Annotated in this window: 16 protein-coding genes; 12 read left to right on the forward strand and 4 right to left on the reverse strand. The window is 65.0% G+C overall.

Annotated elements, in window-relative coordinates; genetic code table 11:
* Genes LB556_RS17070 through LB556_RS17110 form a run of 9 tightly spaced genes read left to right on the forward strand, consistent with a single transcriptional unit; the run spans position 1 to position 8,150 of the window.
* Complete coding sequence (locus tag LB556_RS17070; RefSeq protein WP_224568898.1) at positions 1-933, forward strand: carbohydrate ABC transporter permease; 933 nt, start codon at positions 1-3, stop codon at positions 931-933.
* Entirely contained in the window at positions 930-1,766 is an 837-nt protein-coding gene (locus tag LB556_RS17075; RefSeq protein WP_224568899.1) for a carbohydrate ABC transporter permease, read from the forward strand. Before LB556_RS17070 ends, LB556_RS17075 begins: the two co-directional genes overlap by 4 nt.
* Before the next feature lie 5 nt (positions 1,767-1,771).
* Positions 1,772-2,593, forward strand: coding sequence for a sugar phosphate isomerase/epimerase family protein (locus LB556_RS17080; protein WP_224568900.1), 822 nt, complete (start codon positions 1,772-1,774; stop codon positions 2,591-2,593).
* A 1-nt stretch (position 2,594) separates the two neighbouring features.
* On the forward strand, positions 2,595-3,671 hold the full coding sequence (locus LB556_RS17085) for a Gfo/Idh/MocA family protein (RefSeq protein WP_224568901.1): 1,077 nt from the start codon (positions 2,595-2,597) through the stop codon (positions 3,669-3,671).
* A complete protein-coding gene (locus LB556_RS17090) occupies positions 3,671-4,489 on the forward strand; it encodes a sugar phosphate isomerase/epimerase family protein (protein ID WP_224568902.1) in 819 nt (272 codons plus the stop codon). Before LB556_RS17085 ends, LB556_RS17090 begins: the two co-directional genes overlap by 1 nt.
* Positions 4,489-5,319: an alpha/beta fold hydrolase gene (locus LB556_RS17095; RefSeq protein WP_224568903.1), complete on the forward strand. Its 831-nt coding sequence runs from the start codon at positions 4,489-4,491 to the stop codon at positions 5,317-5,319. Before LB556_RS17090 ends, LB556_RS17095 begins: the two co-directional genes overlap by 1 nt.
* Entirely contained in the window at positions 5,316-6,038 is a 723-nt protein-coding gene (locus LB556_RS17100) for a ribulose-phosphate 3-epimerase (protein WP_224568904.1), read from the forward strand. The genes LB556_RS17095 and LB556_RS17100 overlap by 4 nt, the downstream gene beginning before the upstream one ends.
* Complete coding sequence (locus LB556_RS17105) at positions 6,035-7,057, forward strand: ROK family protein (RefSeq protein WP_224568905.1); 1,023 nt, start codon at positions 6,035-6,037, stop codon at positions 7,055-7,057. The genes LB556_RS17100 and LB556_RS17105 overlap by 4 nt, the downstream gene beginning before the upstream one ends.
* Entirely contained in the window at positions 7,050-8,150 is a 1,101-nt protein-coding gene (locus tag LB556_RS17110) for an ABC transporter ATP-binding protein (protein WP_224568906.1), read from the forward strand. The genes LB556_RS17105 and LB556_RS17110 overlap by 8 nt, the downstream gene beginning before the upstream one ends.
* Before the next feature lie 73 nt (positions 8,151-8,223).
* Here LB556_RS17110 and LB556_RS17115 read toward each other — a convergent pair whose 3' ends face one another.
* On the reverse strand, positions 8,224-9,549 hold the full coding sequence (locus tag LB556_RS17115) for a dicarboxylate/amino acid:cation symporter (RefSeq protein WP_224568907.1): 1,326 nt from the start codon (positions 9,547-9,549) through the stop codon (positions 8,224-8,226).
* 324 nt (positions 9,550-9,873) lie between these two features.
* Here LB556_RS17115 and LB556_RS17120 point away from each other — a divergent pair, with 324 nt between their 5' ends.
* The 3 genes from LB556_RS17120 to LB556_RS17130 are packed head-to-tail and all read left to right on the forward strand — an operon-like array spanning position 9,874 to position 13,485.
* Complete coding sequence (locus LB556_RS17120; protein ID WP_224568908.1) at positions 9,874-11,679, forward strand: ATP-binding protein; 1,806 nt, start codon at positions 9,874-9,876, stop codon at positions 11,677-11,679.
* Positions 11,676-13,028 (forward strand): sigma-54-dependent transcriptional regulator, encoded by a 1,353-nt coding sequence (locus LB556_RS17125; RefSeq protein ID WP_224568909.1) that lies wholly within the window; start codon positions 11,676-11,678, stop codon positions 13,026-13,028. The genes LB556_RS17120 and LB556_RS17125 overlap by 4 nt, the downstream gene beginning before the upstream one ends.
* Before the next feature lie 28 nt (positions 13,029-13,056).
* Positions 13,057-13,485, forward strand: a complete 429-nt coding sequence (locus LB556_RS17130; protein WP_224568910.1) for a GNAT family N-acetyltransferase — start codon at positions 13,057-13,059, stop codon at positions 13,483-13,485.
* Here the strand turns inward: LB556_RS17130 and LB556_RS17135 are convergent, their stop codons facing one another.
* The 3 genes from LB556_RS17135 to LB556_RS17145 form a co-directional block, all read right to left on the reverse strand.
* Positions 13,486-14,601 carry an anhydro-N-acetylmuramic acid kinase gene (locus tag LB556_RS17135; RefSeq protein WP_224568911.1) on the reverse strand — a complete coding sequence of 372 codons (1,116 nt, stop codon included), beginning with the start codon at positions 14,599-14,601 and terminating at the stop codon, positions 13,486-13,488.
* Positions 14,602-14,908: 307 nt separating this feature from the next.
* Positions 14,909-16,264: a glutamine synthetase family protein gene (locus LB556_RS17140; protein ID WP_224568912.1), complete on the reverse strand. Its 1,356-nt coding sequence runs from the start codon at positions 16,262-16,264 to the stop codon at positions 14,909-14,911.
* A 282-nt stretch (positions 16,265-16,546) separates the two neighbouring features.
* Positions 16,547-17,245: a GntR family transcriptional regulator gene (locus LB556_RS17145; RefSeq protein WP_224568913.1), complete on the reverse strand. Its 699-nt coding sequence runs from the start codon at positions 17,243-17,245 to the stop codon at positions 16,547-16,549.
* Positions 17,246-17,264: the final 19 nt, after the last annotated feature.

Here is a 17,264-nt window from a genome sequence, read left to right on the forward strand (position 1 = left end):
ATGACCGCGGCCGCCACTATTTCCAGTGCTGGCCGGCCGCGGCGGCTCGGCAGGGCGCTTCCCGGCGCCTTCTGGGTCCTCATCCTGCTGACGCCGGCCTTCGTGTCGCTGGCGTCGGTTTCCTTCTATCCGATCGTCAACGGGCTCTACCTTTCGCTCACCAACACCTCGCTGATCACCCAGGATCAGGAGTTCACCGGTTTTGCCAACTACGTGCAACTCTGGGGCGACCCGCAGTTCTGGAACGCCTGGTGGCACACGATGTGGTTCACCGCGGCCTCGACCATGCTGGAGACCCTGATCGGGCTCGGCATGGCGCTGATCCTGTGCGAGGCCTTCAAGGGACGCGGGCTCGTCCGCGCCGCCATGCTGGTTCCGTGGGCGATGCCTACTGTCGTCACCTCGAAGATGTTCGGTTGGCTGTTCGACGGTCAGAACGGCATCATCAACTACATTCTCCTGCATGCCGGGCTGATCGACCAGAACGTCAACTGGTACGGCTCCACCAGCACGGCGATGATCACCATCATCATCGCCGATGTCTGGAAGACGACGCCGTTCATGGCGCTGCTGCTGCTGACCGGTCTGCAGACCGTGCCCAATTCGCTGATCGAGGCGGCGCGCATGGATGGCGCCAAGGGCTGGATCACCTTCTGGCACATACGCCTGCCGTTGCTGATGCCGACCTTGCTGATCGCCGGCCTGTTCCGCGCGCTCGACGCCTTCCGCGTCTTCGACCTTGTCTATGTGCTGACCGGCGGCGGTCCTGCGGATTCGACCGAGACGCTGTCGACGCTGTCCTACAAGGTGCTGTTCTCGACACTGCAGTTCGGCTACGGCTCGGCCGTGTCGACGGCGATGTTCATCACCGAAGGCGTCATAGCGCTGGTCTTCGTTGTCTATCTCGTCCGCCAGATCAGGAGGGCGCAATGAACGAGACGCGCTCGCCGCTGCGGACATTCGTCATCTATGCCGGCGCCTTGCTGATCCTGGTCTGGTCGGGCGGACCGTTCCTGTGGCAGTTCTCGACCTCCTTCCAACTCGACAAGATGCTGACCTCGGGCTCTCCCTCGCTGATCCCGCATCCCTTCACGCTGGAGCACTATTACAACGCCTTTTTCGAGAAGCAGCTTCACCGCTATGTCTGGAACTCGCTGGTGGTTTCGCTGGCGACGACGTTCCTGTGCCTGTTCGTGGGGTCGCTGGCAGCCTTCGCGCTGTCGCGGCTCAACGTCAAGGGCCGCTTCGGCATCCTGATGGTCATCCTGTCGGTATCGATGTTCCCCCAGATCGCGCTGGTCGGCCCGCTCTATCTGGTCGCCACCAATCTCGGCCTGCTCGACACCTACACGGCGCTGATCATCACCTACCTGGCGCTTGGCCTGCCGCTCGTGACCTGGGTGTTGTTCGGCTATTTCGAGACGCTGCCGCGCGAGATCGACGAGGCGGCGCGCATGGACGGCGTCAGCGTTCCCGGCCTGCTCTGGCGCATCATCCTGCCGATGTCGCTGCCGAGCCTTGTGACCACAGGCCTGCTTGCCTTCATCACCGCCTGGAACGAATTCCTGTTCGCGCTCGCCTTTACCTCCAACATCGACCGGCAGACCATTCCGGTCGGCATCGCCAACTTCACCAACCTCTATTATGTCCCCTGGGGCGATATCGCCGCGGCTTCCGCCGTGGTGACCGTGCCCCTGATCCTTCTGGTGCTGTTCTTCCAGCGCCACATCATCGAAGGGTTGACCCAGGGCGGCGTCAAGGAATGAACGACATGACAAAGACGAAGCTCAAGGTCGGCTGCCAGACCTTCACCTGGGAGATGCTGGGCAACGCCTGGACCGGCGGCCCCGACGATCTGTTGAAGGCGATCGCCGACGGCGGCTACGCCGGCATCGAGATTACCGACACCATGATCGGCCATTATGCCGGCAAGCCGACCGAATTCGCCGCCGCGCTCAAGTCGTCCGGCCTGACGCTGGTCTCCTTCGCCTTCGGCTCGAACAGCGGTTTCACGCAGAACGAGAAGATCAGCGCCGACCTCGAAGCCGCCAAACGCTGGATCGATTTCGCAGCCGGCTTTCCCGGCGCGCTGGTGTCGATGGGTTCGGCGACCGTGGTGTCGGATGGCCCGCGCGACGACAAGTTCGCCATCGCTGCGGAGGTCTACAACAAGGCCGGCGAGTTCGGCCGCAAGGCTGGCGTCCAGGTGGCGGTGCATCCAAGCTCGCATCACAACACGCTGCTGTTCGACCGCGCCGATTACGATGCGATTTTTGCCTTGCTCGATCCCGATCTGGTCGGCTGGGTGCCCGACACCGGCCATATCCTGCGCGGCCACATGGACATGGCGGATACGCTCACCACGTACCGCGACCGCATCCGCTACATCCACCTCAAGGACGTCGACGCTAACGGCACATGGGCGATGCTCGGCAAGGGCGTCTGCGATACCCCTCAGCTTATCGAGATCGCCGGCACCGCGCCACGCTTCAATGGCTGGCTGGTGCTGGAAGAGGAATCCGATACGGCCGCCGCCGACCCCGCCGGCGCGGTCAAGACCAACCGCCAGACGATGCGCGGCTACGGGGCCTGAGATGATCAAGAAACAGGACAGACGCCTCAGGGTTGGCGTGCTCGGCTGCGGCCCGATCGCACAGTTCGCGCATCTGGAATCCTGCGTCAAGGCCGGCAATGCCGACCTCCACGCCATCTGCGATGCGGCGCCCGATTTGCTCGCCCGCATGGGCGCCACCTACGAACCGCGGAAGATGTATGCCGAGTATGACGCCATGCTCGCCGATCCCGAGCTGGAGGCGGTCATCGTCGCTACGTCGGACGCCTATCACGTGCCCATGTCGATCAAGGCGCTCGACGCCGGCAAGCATGTTCTCTGCGAAAAGCCGATCGGCACCTCGGTGGAGGAAGGCGAGGCTCTGGCTGAGGCGGTCAAGCGTTCGGGCAAGGTGCTGCAGGTCGGACACATGAAGCGCTTCGACCCGGCGCTGGAGGCGGCCCGCGACTTCGTTCGCGACGAGATGGGTGAAGTGCTGGCGCTGAAAGCCTGGTATTGCGATTCCACCCATCGCTACACCAACACCGATGCGGTGCAGCCGCTTCCCGTCACCAGCAAGCTGGCGAGGAAGCCGGACGGGAATCCCAAGGCCGATCTCAGGCAATATTTCATGCTGGCGCACGGTTCGCATCTGGTCGACACCGCGCGCTTTCTCTGCGGCGACATCGTCGCCGTGCGAGCCCGTCTCAACGAGCGCTTCGGCGCTTACTGCTGGTTCGTCGAGACCGAGTTCGCCAGCGGTGCGCTCGGCCATCTCGATCTCACCGTCGCCGTGCGCATGGACTGGCACGAAGGGTTTCAGCTCTACGGCGAGAACGGCTCCGTCATCGCCAAGACATTCAACCCCTGGTACTTCCGTGCGAGCGAGGTCGACATCTTCCACGAGAAGGACGCGACCTCGCGCAAACCGCTCGGCGCGGACGGTCATTTCTTCCGCCGCCAACTCGAAGGCCTTGCCGATACGGTTCTCACCGGCGCGCCGATGCGCGGAGCCAATGTCGAGGATGGCATCGCCTCGATCCGCGCGATGGTGGCGATTGCTCGTTCGGTCGAGACCGGCGAGCGGGTTGAGCTCGCCTCGGTTTCGGGTGCGGTCTGATGCGCCTCGGCATCTTCGCCAAAACCTTTTCGGGCACCGGCCCGGCCGCCGTGTTGGCTGCGGTCAAGCAGGCCGGTTATGAGACGACGCAGTTCAATCTCGCCTGTGCCGGTTTGCCGTCCATGCCGGATGTCGTGCCGGCGGATGCTATCGCGGCGATCCGCGCCGCCGCGCAATCATCGGGCGTTTCACTGGCCGCGCTTTCGGGCACCTACAACATGGCGCATCCCGACAAAATGGTGCGCGACGACGGATTTCGCCGCCTCGCTGTCGTCATTGAAACGGCCGCTGCTTTGGACATCCCGCTGGTCACGCTCTGCACCGGCTCGCGCAACGCAGCCGACCAGTGGGCATATCATCCCGACAACGCCACACCGTCAGCCTGGTCCGACATGGCCGCCGAGATGGCAAAGGCGCTGGCGCTGGCCGAAGGCGCCGGCGTTGACCTCGGCATCGAGCCCGAGCAGGCCAACATCGTCACCTCCGCCACGGATGCGACGCGCCTGATTGCCGATATGGGCTCCAGGCACCTCAAGATCGTGCTCGATCCGGCGAACTTGTTCGAACACGCAACGCCGGACGAAGCGCGTGTCATCGTCGCCACCGCGGTCGGCGAGGCCGCCGGCCACATCGCGATGGCGCACGCCAAGGACCGTTTTGCCGACGGCCGCTTCGCCACGGCAGGGCAAGGCGTCGTCGACTTCCCGGATTTCATCGCGCGGTTGAAAGGCGCGGGTTTCGACGGCGCGCTCGTCACGCACGGGCTGTCCGCCGATGAGGCTGCTGGCGTCGCCACCTTCCTGCGAGGGTTGCTCTGATGTGCGCCGCGCCGGCGATCATGCTGCGCGATGACGCCGCGCTGCGTGTCTTCGATACGGGGCAAGGCCTTCCCATCGTCTTCCAGCATGGTCTCGGCGGCGATGCCGCCCAGGTGGCGCAGAATTTTCCCGACAGCCCGTCACGCCGCCGGCTGACGGTGGAATGTCGCGCACAGGGTGGCTCCGGCGCCGGCGGCAAGCGTCCGTTCTCGATAGCGATGTTCGCCGACGATGTGCTGGCCGCCGCAGATGCCGCAGGGCTCGACCGTTTCGTTGCAGGCGGCATTTCGATGGGCGCGGCGATCGCGCTGCGGCTCGCCGCTCGCCATCCGGACCGCGTGCTTGGCCTGGTGCTGGTGCGCCCCGCCTGGGCTTACGACGCGGCGCCGCAAAACATGCGACCCTATGTCGAAGCGGCGAAACTCATACGCCGGCTGCCGCTGGATGAGGCGCGCGACGCCTTCGCCTCTTCAGCGACATCGGCCCGTTTTCGCAAGGAGGCGCCGGACAATCTCGCATCGCTGCTCGGCTTCTTCGCCCGTGAAAACGCGGCCGTCTTCGCCGAGGTGATGCAGGCCATCGCGAATGACGGACCTGGCGTGACGCGGGCCGAAGCTGCCGCCCTTAAAACACCCACGCTCGTGATCGGCAGCGGCATCGATCTCGTCCATCCTTTGACGACCGCCCGCGAGCTCGCCAACACCATCCCCGGTGCGGCCTTCGCCGAGGTGACGCCCAAGGCCGCCGACAAGGATCGTCATTTCGCCGAAATCCGTATCGCCATCGCCGGATTTCTCGACAGAAATTTCAACAATCAGGACCAGTTATGATCTCGAAACCTCTATCGGGGCCGGCCGCCATCGCCGCATTGCCGCGCGACCGTCTGATCGCCGAATTCTCATCGTGGTCCGCCAATCTCGCCAATTTCGAGAGCGATTTGCAGCGTATCGAACCCTATGTCGATCTGCACCACATCGACGTCGCGGACGGCCATTTCGCGCCGTCCTTCCTGTTTTTCCCTGATCTCGTCGCCCGCATTGCCAAACTGACGGCCAAGCCCATCCACGTCCATCTGATGGTCGATGGCGCAATCGTCGAAGAACAGACGCGTCAGTTCATCGAGGCCGGCGCCGATATGATCAGCGTTCATGCCGAAAACGGCGAGGCAGGTTTGCGCGCGGTGCGGCTGGCGCGCGAACTCGGCGCCGAAGCGGGTGTCGTGCTGAGGCTGGAAACGCCGGTCGAGGCTGTCAGGCCTTTCGTCTCCGAGGTCGCCTTCGTCACGCTTCTGGGAACCGCGATCGGCGTCAAGGGCCAGGGCCTGTCGGAGAAGGCCTGCGCCCGGCTGGGCACGGCTCGCACCATCTTGAGGAAAGCTGGACGCGAACAGGATGTGGTTCTGGCGGCGGACGGCGGTATCCGCCACGAGACCGTGCCGTTGCTGCGTGCCGCCGGCGCCGAGACCGTGGTGCTCGGTTCGCTCGCCTTTGGCGACAAGGATCTTGCCGGCCGCATTGGCTGGCTGCATGGGCTGAAGGTCGCGGCATGAGCATTGAAGCCGCTCTCGCGATCGATCTTGGCGGCACGGAACTTCGTGCCGCCCTGGTCGACCGTGACGGCAAGATACTGGCCTTCGCTGCTGTACCGACGCAGGCGCAGGCCGGCCCCGAAGTGGTGATCGGCCAGATCGAGGCGCTTGCCGCAACCGTTCATGCCGAGGCGCCGGCGCTGACGATCCTGGGCGTCGGCGTTGGCGCGCCGGGTCCGCTCGATCCCCTGGCCGGCATCGCCGTCGGACCGCCGACGCTGGCCGGCTGGCAGGATGTGCCGCTGGCCGACATACTCGAGCGGCGGCTCGGCCTGCCGGTGCGGCTGGAGAACGACGCCAATGCCGCCGCGCTTGGCGAATGGCGTTTCGGTGCTGGCCATGGCGCCCGCTCGCTGGTCTTCGTCACCGTCTCGACGGGGATCGGCGGCGGTGTCGTTGCCGACGGACGCATCCTTCACGGCCGCCGCGGGTTGGCCGCCGAGATCGGCCACATGACCATCACCAATGAAGGCGGGCGCTGCGTCTGCGGTGTCGTCGGCTGCTTCGAAGCCATTGCCTCGGGCACTGCGCTCGGCCGCCGCGCCAACGCCGCGACATCGGCCTTCGATGGCTCGACGCTGCGCCGTCTTTCGGCCAATGCCGAGGTCACCGGCCGGCACGTCGTCGAGGCGGCACGGCTGCAGGATGATCTCGCCGTAGCCCTGCTCGAGGAGGAGGCGCGCTGGCTGGGCGTCGGCTTCACCAACCTCTTGCACCTCTATTCCCCTGACGTGCTGGTCGTCGGCGGCGGCATCGCCAATGGCCTCGACCTGATGCACCCGGTCATCGAGGCGACCATCCGCCAGCGCGCCATGCGCGCCTATCGCGACGTACCGGTCGTCCAGGCCCAGCTTGGCCGCCACGCCGGATTGGTCGGCGCTGCCAGCCTTGTCCTGTTCGACGATGGCGGCACGTTGGCGGCCCCCATGCCAGTTGGCCCAAGCACATATCCGGAGACGAGGAAGGACTTCAATGGCTGAGCTCAAGCTGCGCGGCGTGCGCAAGTCCTACGGCAATGCCGAGGTCATCAAGGGCGTCGATCTCGATGTCGGCGACCGCGAGTTCGTCGTCTTCGTCGGCCCTTCCGGTTGCGGCAAGTCGACACTGTTGCGCATGATCGCCGGGCTGGAGAAGATCACATCGGGCGAACTGCAACTCGATGGCGTGCGCATCAACGAGGTCGACCCTTCCGAACGCGGCCTCGCCATGGTTTTCCAGTCCTATGCGCTCTACCCGCATATGACGGTCGCGGAGAACATGGGCTTTGCGCTGAAGATCGCGGGCCTGCCGGTCGCCGAGCGCGGCGCCAAGGTCAAGGCGGCGGCGGAAGTGCTGCAACTGTCGCATCTGCTTGACCGCAGGCCGAAGGAACTGTCCGGTGGCCAGCGCCAGCGTGTCGCCATTGGTCGCGCCATCGTGCGCCAGCCGAAAGTCTTCCTGTTCGACGAGCCGCTGTCGAACCTCGACGCCGCGCTACGCGTCAACATGCGGCTGGAACTGATGCAACTGCACGAACGGCTCACTGCCACTATCGTCTACGTCACGCACGACCAGACCGAGGCGATGACCATGGCCGACAAGATCGTCGTTCTCAACGGTGGTGTCATCGAGCAGGTCGGCTCGCCGCTCGATCTGTACAACCGCCCCGCCAATGTCTTCGTCGCCGGCTTCATCGGCTCGCCGAAGATGAACATGCTGCCGGTGCGGGTCGTCTCGGCCGGTGGAGATGGCGTTGCCGTCGCGCTGCCGGGCGGGTCCAGCCTGGTCGTTCCGGTCGAGGCAGGAACGCTTACTGCGAACGCTGAACTGCTGCTTGGCATCCGGCCTGAACATATCCGCATTGGCGATGCCGGCCAGTTCAGAGGTGAGGCGATGCTGGCCGAACGGCTCGGCGGCCTGACCATCCTGCACGCCGACATAGGCGAGAAGGCAAGGCTGGTCGTGCAGACGGAAGGCACCGACACCACCCCGCTGCACAGCCCCATCGCGATGCAGATCGATCCGTCGCATTGCCACCTCTTCGCCACGGACGGCAGGGCGCTGGCGCCCCTCGGCAAAACCGTCGCCGCCTGACATCGTCGGCTCATCAAAAATGGCCGGGGGCAGCAGTACCCCCGGCCATTTCATTGCCACGCTGCCGCCCCGATCACTCGGCCGGAACGATGTCCGCCGGCAGGCTGTCGTCAACCGTTCCAGCCAAAGCGCTCGCCAGCTTGGCCTCGTCGAGTTCGCCTTCCCAGCGCGCGACGACCAGCGTGGCGACGGCGTTGCCGACGAAGTTGGTCAGCGCCCGGCACTCCGACATGAAGCGGTCGACGCCGAGGATCAGTGCCATGCCGGCTACAGGTACCGAGGGCACGACCGAAAGCGTCGCGGCAAGGGTGATGAAGCCGGCGCCCGTGATGCCGGCGGCGCCTTTCGAGGACAGCATGGCGACCAACAGCAGCAGGATCTGGTCGCCGATCGACAGATGGATGTTCGTCGCCTGCGCGATGAACAACGCCGCCAGCGTCATGTAGATGTTGGTGCCGTCGAGGTTGAAGGAATAGCCGGTCGGAATGACCAGCCCGACCACCGAGCGCTTGGCGCCGGCCTTTTCCATCTTTTCCATCAGCGAGGGCAGGGCCGCTTCCGACGAGGAGGTGCCAAGCACCAGCAGAAGCTCCTCCTTGATGTAGCGGATCAGCGACAGGATGGAGAAGCCGTTGTAGCGGCAGACGGCACCCAGCACGACGAAGACGAACAGGAAAGAGGTTGCGTAGAAAGTGCCGACCAGCATGGCGAGGTTGATGACCGAGCCTATGCCGTATTTGCCAATGGTGAAGGCCATCGCGCCGAAAGCGCCGATGGGGGCTGCCTTCATCAGCACGCCGACCAGCTTGAACATCGGCGCCATCAGCGCCTGCAGGAAATTGAGGACCGGCGCGCCCTTGTCGCCGACCAACGCCAGCGCAATGCCGAACAGCACCGAGAAGAACAGCACCTGCAGGATGTCGCCATCGGCGAAGGCGCCGACGATCGTGCCGGGAATGATGTTCATCAGGAAGCCGGTGACCGACTGATCATGCGCCTTGGCGGCATAGGTGTTGACGGTCGAGGCATCGAGCGTCGCCGGGTCGATGTTGAAGCCGGCGCCCGGCTGCACGACATTGGCCACGACAAGGCCGATGATGAGCGCCAGTGTCGAGAAGGTGAGGAAGTAGAGCATCGCCTTGCCGGCGACACGCCCGACCTTTTGCAGGTCGCTCATGCCGGCGATGCCGGTTGCGACCGTCAGGAAGATGACCGGGGCTATGATCATCTTGACCAGCTTGATGAAGGCGTCGCCGAGTGGCTTCATGCTCTCGCCGATCGACGGATAGTAATGGCCGAGCAGGATGCCGACGGTGATCGCCACCAGCACCTGCACGTAGAGCTGGGCATAGAGGGGCTTGCGCCGCGCGGGCGCGGCGGATTGGTCTGCGATATGCATCGAACTCTCCCTGGCCGGATGGGACGGACATGCGCCGCCCTGCGTGACTTCTCCCATCGCGGCGCTCCGGTTGCCCGCCGCTGCAAGAGTGTCTGCAAGCGCTGTGCCAGGTGACGGAAAGCCAGGAATCCCGCGTTTCAACAGTGTCTGCCCTGCTTTCGGGGGTGGCCTGTGCGGATTTCCGCACAGGCATTGTTTGCCTTGGCGGAATTTCGCATTAGACTGGAGCCAAAGCCGTGCAGGGAAGGGAGAGGGCCGACGCCGCAACAGCGCACTGATAGCGAAACTCCAGGGTCTGCCGGCAGAGACCTGCTTCGAGAAACGGTGGTGCGCCTGCGCGGTGGCCGTTGGCTGCTTGCGGCAATCGCGCTCGCGCTGCTTGCCGGCACGGTTGCGATTGCCGGGCGTATCGCCGCGGGGCAGGCGGCGGACGGCCTGCGCGATGGTGCCTTGGCCGCCTTGCCGCTGGCGGCGGGAACCCTGAACGGCGAGATCGAAAAGCAACGTCTCGTGCCGCTGGTGCTGGCGCGCGACGATGCGGTACGCGCCGCGCTGCGCCGCGCCGGGAAAGTCGAGGAAACAGCCCTCGACGCCAAGCTGAAGGCCATAGCCGGCGATGCGTCGGCGTCGGCGATCTATGTCATCGACACGGCCGGCATCGCGATATCGGCCAGCAACGCCGGCCAGCCGGACAGCTTTGTCGGCATCGACTACAATTTTCGCCACTATTTCACCGATGCGATGGCCAAGGGCGCGGCCAGCCAGTATGGCCTCGGCACGATCAGCGGCAAGCCGGGGCTCTACCTTGCCGGCCGTGTCGACGACGGCGGCAAACCGCTTGGCGTCGCGGTTCTGAAGGTCGAACTCGGCGGTGTCGAAGCCAATTGGCGCGCGAGCGGCTTTCTTGTTTTCGTCACCGACGAGCACGGTGTCGTTCTGGCCACCAGCCAGCCCGACTGGCGGTTCCATGCGCTGGCGCCGCTCTCCGCCGCGGACGCTGCCGCCGCGCACGACCAGCTTCAACTCGATGTGGCCGCCTTCGAGCCGCTGCCGATACGGCGTGGCGCCGGTGACGGCCTGGCGACAATCGACCGAGCCGGAAAATCGCGCCGGTTCGTGGAGGTGGTGCAGGACTTGCCCGGTGCCGTTCCCGGCTGGCGCCTGTGGCTGCTGACGCCCGCCGATGCGGCCTTGAGCTCCGCCGCCAACACGGCGCGCCTGACGACACTGCTCGGGCTGCTGCTGATGGGGTTGCTTGCCTACGTGCTCACCCGGCGCCGCCGCACACGCCGGCTGCGGCAGGAGGCGCTGGCGCGGATGAACGCCGAGCTCGAAAGCCGGGTCTCTACGCGAACGGCCGAGTTGACGCGCTCCAATGCGGCCCTTGCCGGCGAAATCGCCGAGCGCGAAAACGCCGAGGCCAAGGTCCGCCGGCTGCGCGACGATCTCGCCCAGGCCAACCGGCTCTCCATCCTTGGCCAGATCGCCGCCGGTGTGGCGCATGAGATCAACCAGCCGGTTGCCGCGATCCGCACCTATGCCGAAAATGCCGGCCGTTTTCTCGACGGCGGCAGGATCGAACCGGTGAGCGGCAATCTGACCGCGATCGTGTCGATGACCGAACGCATCGGCGCCATCACCGGCACGCTGCGCACCTTTGCTCGCCGGCCCGGCACTGCTGCCTCGCCCTTGCCGGTGCGCGAGGCGATCGAGGGTGCGCTGTCGCTTCTGTCCGGCCGCATCCGCGATTCCGGCGTCACCATCGTCAAGCCGCGCGGCAAAGCGTCGCCGATGGTGATGGCGAGCCGCATCCGGCTGGAGCAGATCCTGGTCAATTTGTTGCAGAATGCGCTGGATGCCGTGAAGGACCACTCCGACCCCCGCATCGAGATCGAACTTGCCGAGCACGACGACAGGGTGCTGATTTCGGTGCGCGACAATGGTCCCGGCCTCGGACCGGAAGCGGCCGCCAATCTGTTCATGCCGTTCCAGACCACCAAGGAGAAGGGGCTCGGCCTCGGGCTGGTGATCTCGCAGGAGATCGCCCAGGAACTGGGCGGCACGCTGCGGCTCGACCCCGGCAGCGCCACGGGTGCGTCCTTCACCATCGAATTGAGGCGAATCGAATGACCGAGGGCTCAGGGCTTGTGGCGCTTGTCGATGACGATGCCGACCTGCTGCATGCCACCACGCAATTGCTGGAACTTGCCGGCTTCACGGTGGTCTCGCTCGATGCCGCCGAAGCGGCACTTGCCGTCGTGGAGAGGGACTTCGAGGGCGTGGTCGTCAGCGACATCCGCATGCCGGGCATGAACGGACTGCAACTGTTCGACCGCATCAAGGCCATCGACCAGGACATACCGGTGATCCTGGTCACCGGGCATGGCGACATCGATCTTGCGGTGGCCGCCCTCAAGGACGGCGTCTATGATTTTATTCCGAAACCCTATGCCGGTGACCGCCTTGTCGAAGCCTTGACACGGGCGAGTGAGAAGCGGCGGCTGGTGATGGAGAACCGGCGGCTGCGCGAAGCCGCGGCACTTGCCGCCGACGGCCTGCCGCTGATCGGTGAGGCGCCCGTGATCCGGCGGCTGCGTGAGACCTTGCGACAGATCGCCGACATGGATGTCGACGTGCTGGTGGAAGGGGAGACCGGTACCGGGAAGGAAGTGGTGGCGGACCTTCTGCACCGGTGGGGCCGGCGGCGTGCAAAACCGTTCGTGGCGCTGAATTGTGGTGCGCTGCCCGAGACCGTTATTGAAAGCGAGCTGTTCGGCCACGAGGCCGGCGCGTTCACCGGCGCGCAGCGGCGCAGGATTGGCAGCATCGAGCATTCCAGCGGCGGTACTCTGTTCCTCGACGAAATCGAATCCATGCCGCCGGCCCTGCAGGTCAAGCTGCTGCGGGTGCTGGAAACGCGCAGCCTCACCCCGCTAGGCTCGAACGAGACACGGCGCCTCGATCTCAGGGTCGTCGCGGCGACCAAGGTCGATCTCGGCCGGCCCGATCAACGCGGCGATTTCCGCGAGGATCTCTATTTCCGTCTCAACGTGGTGACGCTGCGCATCCCGCCCCTGCGCGAACGCCGTGGCGATATCCCGATGCTTTTCGGCCATTTCCTCGGCAAGGCGGCGGAACGGTTTGGCCGGCCCGTCGCCAAGGTGAACGCAATGGTGAGCGATTATCTCCAGTCGCATGATTGGCCGGGCAATGTGCGCGAACTCGCACATTTCGCCGATCGCGTTGCGCTCGGCCTTGGGCCCGATGACGAAGCCGGGGCAGTCGCGCGGCTGCCGGAGCCTGCCGCCGCACTGCCCGAGCGGGTCGGGCAATATGAGGCGCAACTTATCCGCGACGCGCTGCGCGATCATGGCGGCGACGTGCGCGGCGCCATCGATGCGCTCGGTGTGCCGCGCAAGACTTTCTACGACAAGCTCAAGCGCTACGGCATTGCCGCATCCGACTTCCGTCCCTCCTGACGCTTCCAACCGCGCATCCGGAAAAACCATGAACACGACACTTGAAACGACGGCAAATCCTTCGCCGGAAGAACTCGCCTTTCTCAGCGAACAGCTGACGGCGTTCAACGACGGCGATGTCGGGCCTTCCCAGCGGAAGGCACTGGCGGTCTTCGTCCGTGACGAGGACGGCGCGGTGGTCGCCGGCATCTCAGGCTACACCGCCTGGGGCTGGCTCTACGTGCAGTGGTTATGGGTCGACGAAAAGCTCCGCGGCCGGCATATGGCCGGCAGTATGCTCGACGCGGCCGAACAGGAAGCCGTTGCGCGCGGCTGCCGGAACGCCTGGATCGACACCTTTAATCCAAGCGCCGCCAAGGTCTATCAGCGACAGGGCTACCAGCCCTTCGGCTCGCTGGCCGATTTCCCGGTCGGCCGCAGCCGCGTCTTCCTGCGGAAGAAGCTGTCGACAGGTTGATTAGCCCGCCAGTTTTCCGCCGCGCATCGGCTGCGGTGCGCCGGTCGTGCTCGGGAAGCTGATCGGCAGGCCGCGCAGCACCCGAACCGCCAGGAAGGCAAAACACTCGGCCTCCACCGCATCGCCACTCCAGCCGAGACTTTCGGCCAGCACCACCTCGACGCCGGCGCGGCTGGCCAGCATGGCCATCATCGTCGGATTGTGGCGGCCGCCGCCGCTGACCACCAGCGTCTTTGGCCGGCTCGGCAGAAGGTCGAGCGCCTTGCCGACGGCGGCGGCGGTAAACGCGGTGAGCAGGGCTGCGCCATCCACCGCGTTCAGACCATCGGCCATAGCCGCGCCGAAATCGAAACGGTCGAGCGATTTCGGGTAGGCCTTGGTCAGATAGGGATGCTGCAACAGCTTGGCGAGCCGAGCTTCGTCCACCTTGCCCGCGCCGCCAAGCGCGCCGTCACGGTCCATTTCGCCAAGCCCTTTCGACTTGATGAAATCATTGAGTGGCGCATTGGCAGGGCCGGTGTCGAAGGCAACGACATTGTCGGCGCCGTCCCACCAAGTGATGTTGGCGACCCCGCCGAGATTGAGCACAGCTACTTCGCCGCTGGCGCCGGCGCTTCGCATCAGCGCGGTGTGATAGACGGCGGCCAAAGGCGCGCCTTGCCCGCCGGCGCGCATGTCGGCCGAGCGGAAATCATAGGCAACCTTGGTGGCCAGGATGGAATGCATCAACTCGCCATCGCCGAGCTGCCGTGTCTGGCCGAGCCGTCCGACCTGGGGCGCGCGATGCAACACGGTCTGGCCGTGAAAGCCGACGACGCCGATCTCGGCCATCGTCATGCCGTGCCCCTCGACCAATTCCTTCACAGCCGCCGACTGGGCCCGCGTCAGTGCCTCTTCGGCCTCGCGGAAGATCGCCGGCTCCGGCCCGGTGAAATTCCAGGCCCGTGCCGCCTTCAGCGTCTCCTCCAGCAAGGAGCGGATCGACGAGGGATAAGGCATCAGACGGTAGGTGCCGAAATCGTCGATGCGCTCGCCGTCGGTCTTGATCAGCGCCACGTCGATGTTGCCGTCAAGCACGGTGCCGGTCATCAGGCCGACGGCCCAGATTGGTTCCATGGTTCGAACTCCCTGACGAGATGCCGATCGGTGGCAGCAGAAATGATTCTGCCGCCGAGTTGACATGTCGCATAGGCGCCCGAGAGGGTCCATGTCCGCCCGGGAGAAGATCAATGCGGAGCTCGAAGGTACAACGCATGGCGATCCGCGACATCCGCCCCTACACCATCGCGGATGAGAAGTCTGCGCGTTCCTCCTCCATTACCGCGCGACGCTGACCGGCTTTCCATTCATCATGCCGGTGAGCCAACGACTACAGCGAGGCGGCAGTCACGGTGCCGAAGGCCGGGCGATCCTCATAAACGCCTCAGACGCTTTCGAGATAGGTCTCGATCTCGAAATCGCTGACGTTGAGGGCAAACGTATTCAATTCCTGGCGTTTGCAGGCGACGAAGGAGTCACGCAGGATCGCGGGGAAGATCTCCGCCACATGCGTCCCGCCTTCAAAGGCCGCGATCGCCGAGGCCCAGTCCGGCGGCAGCTTGGCCGGCGGCAGCCCTTGTCCGTCGCTGCCGGCAGGATCGCCGGGCGACATCTGTCTTTCGATGCCGATCAAGGCCGCGCCGAGGATCGCCGCAAGCACCAGGTACGGATTGGCGTCGGCTCCCGAGACGCGATGCTCGATGCGGCGCGCGCCGGTCGGGCCGCCGGGGATGCGGATCGCGACCATGCGGTTCTCGTAACCCCAGGCGACCGCGGTCGGCGCGTAGGATCGCGGGCGCAGCCTGCGGTAGGAATTGAAATGCGGCGCGAACACCAGCGTGCTTTCGGCCATCGCCGCCAGCAGCCCGCCGACCGCGTGGCGCATCGTGTCGGAGCCCTGGTCGGTGCCGTCGTCGAACACGTTGCGTCCTTCGCCGTCGATCAGGCTGAAATGGACGTGGAAGCCATTGCCGGCGCGGTCGCCATAGGGCTTGGCCATGAAGCAGGCGGCAAAGCCGTGCTTGCGGGCAATGCCCTTCACCGTGCGCTTGAACAGGACGGCATCGTCGGCTGCCCGAAGGGCATCGGCGACATGGTTCAGGTTGATCTCGAACTGGCCGACGCCGTTCTCGGCGATGGCGGTGTCGACAGGAATGCCCTGCGCCCGGCAGGCTTCGTAGATGTCGTGGATGAAGGCTTCGAAATCGTCGATCTCATCGATCGACAGCGCCGCATCGGAATCCAGACGTCGCCCGGTGACCGGCGAGACCGGTCCGACCGGACGTTGCGATTGCGGATCGACCAGATAGAATTCAAGTTCGGTCGCAGCGACCGGCGTGAGACCGAGCGCCTTGTAGCGGTCGAGGATACGGGCCAGTGCCCGCCGGGGGTCGCCGAGATAGGGCGCACCGCTTTCGTCGGCGAGCCAGAGCGGGACGAGCGCCGTCGGATGCGCTGTCCATTCCACCGGCAGAATGCCGCGCCCCGTCCATTGGCAAAGGCCATCGGCATCGCCGGTCGAGAAGACCAGGCTGTTGCCTTCGATGTCCTCGCCCCAGATGTCGAGCCCGATCAGCGAATAGGGCATGCGCAACTTGCCTTCCAGCGCCTTGCGCGCCTGCTCGACCGGAATGCGCTTTCCTCGCATGATGCCGTTGAGGTCGCACACCGCGGCCCTCAGGCTCTGGATGTCGCCTCGGCTTTCAAGCCAATTCAGAACGTCCGCAATTGCATCGCTCAATTTCAAACCCCTGGTTTCGAAGGTGCCAAGCCGTATCGGCTGCGCTATCCCTTGTAAAAATGCTTGTGAGTTTTCAGGAACCCTTTCCGGCCAATGGCCGAAACTTTTCCTTATTCTTTCAAGTCACTAGCTGGGATGTCGGGAGGCATTTCAAAACCAATTGCGCGATCCGCGATCGCAACATAGAGGCAAGAGACGGGAAAGCCAAGGGGCATTCGGCATCACGGATTCGCCACCGAGGCCAGCGTGCTGTCCCGGTTGACCCGACGTTGGTCGGCTACTCTAGCCTCTTGGCTTCGGGAATCTGGCCTGCCGCAGGATGTGCGCGGCGCCCTCGTCGATGTCGCGAACGATGGCCGCGCGCGCCCGCGCGCCGTCCCGAGCCTCGATCGCCGCGACGACTTCCTCGTGATAGTCGATGTCCAGAATGGAGGAGAGGTCGTCCTCGAATCCCATGGCGAGGTTTCTGAGAAACGGACCGACCTGCATCCAAACCGTTTCGATCAGGAAGATCATCTGCTCGTTGCCGCAATGGCGATAGATCGAGAATTTGAAATCGTGGTTCGTTCTGAGATAGTCGCCGATATCCCCCTTGCGGGCCACCAGGGTCAGTTCGGTGCAATGGCGTCGGATCGCACGAAGATGGTTGCCGTTGATCCGTTTCGTCGCAAGTTCGGTCGCTGGGCCTTCCAGGATCGTGCGCACGGCGGTCAACTGCGAAAAGCCCTCGGCCGAGATTACCGGCACCTCGACGCTGCCATTGGGCATCGGGCTCAGCGCCCGCAATGCCTGCAGCCGCATGAAGGCGCTACGCACCGGCATGTCGCTGGTGCCGAGCTCCCTCGCGAGCTTGCGCGAGGTCAGCTTCTGGCCGGGCAGGAATTGGCCTGACATCAAAGCCCGCACAAGCTCCAGATAGACCTTTTCGTGCAGGGGCGCGGTGTCGACGGCGGTCAACCCGAAATGTGTTCTGTCGGCCATTGGCGGAGGCGCTGCTTCA

The sequence above is a fragment of the Mesorhizobium sp. ES1-4 genome, assembly GCF_020164745.1.
Lineage (GTDB): Bacteria > Pseudomonadota > Alphaproteobacteria > Rhizobiales > Rhizobiaceae > Mesorhizobium.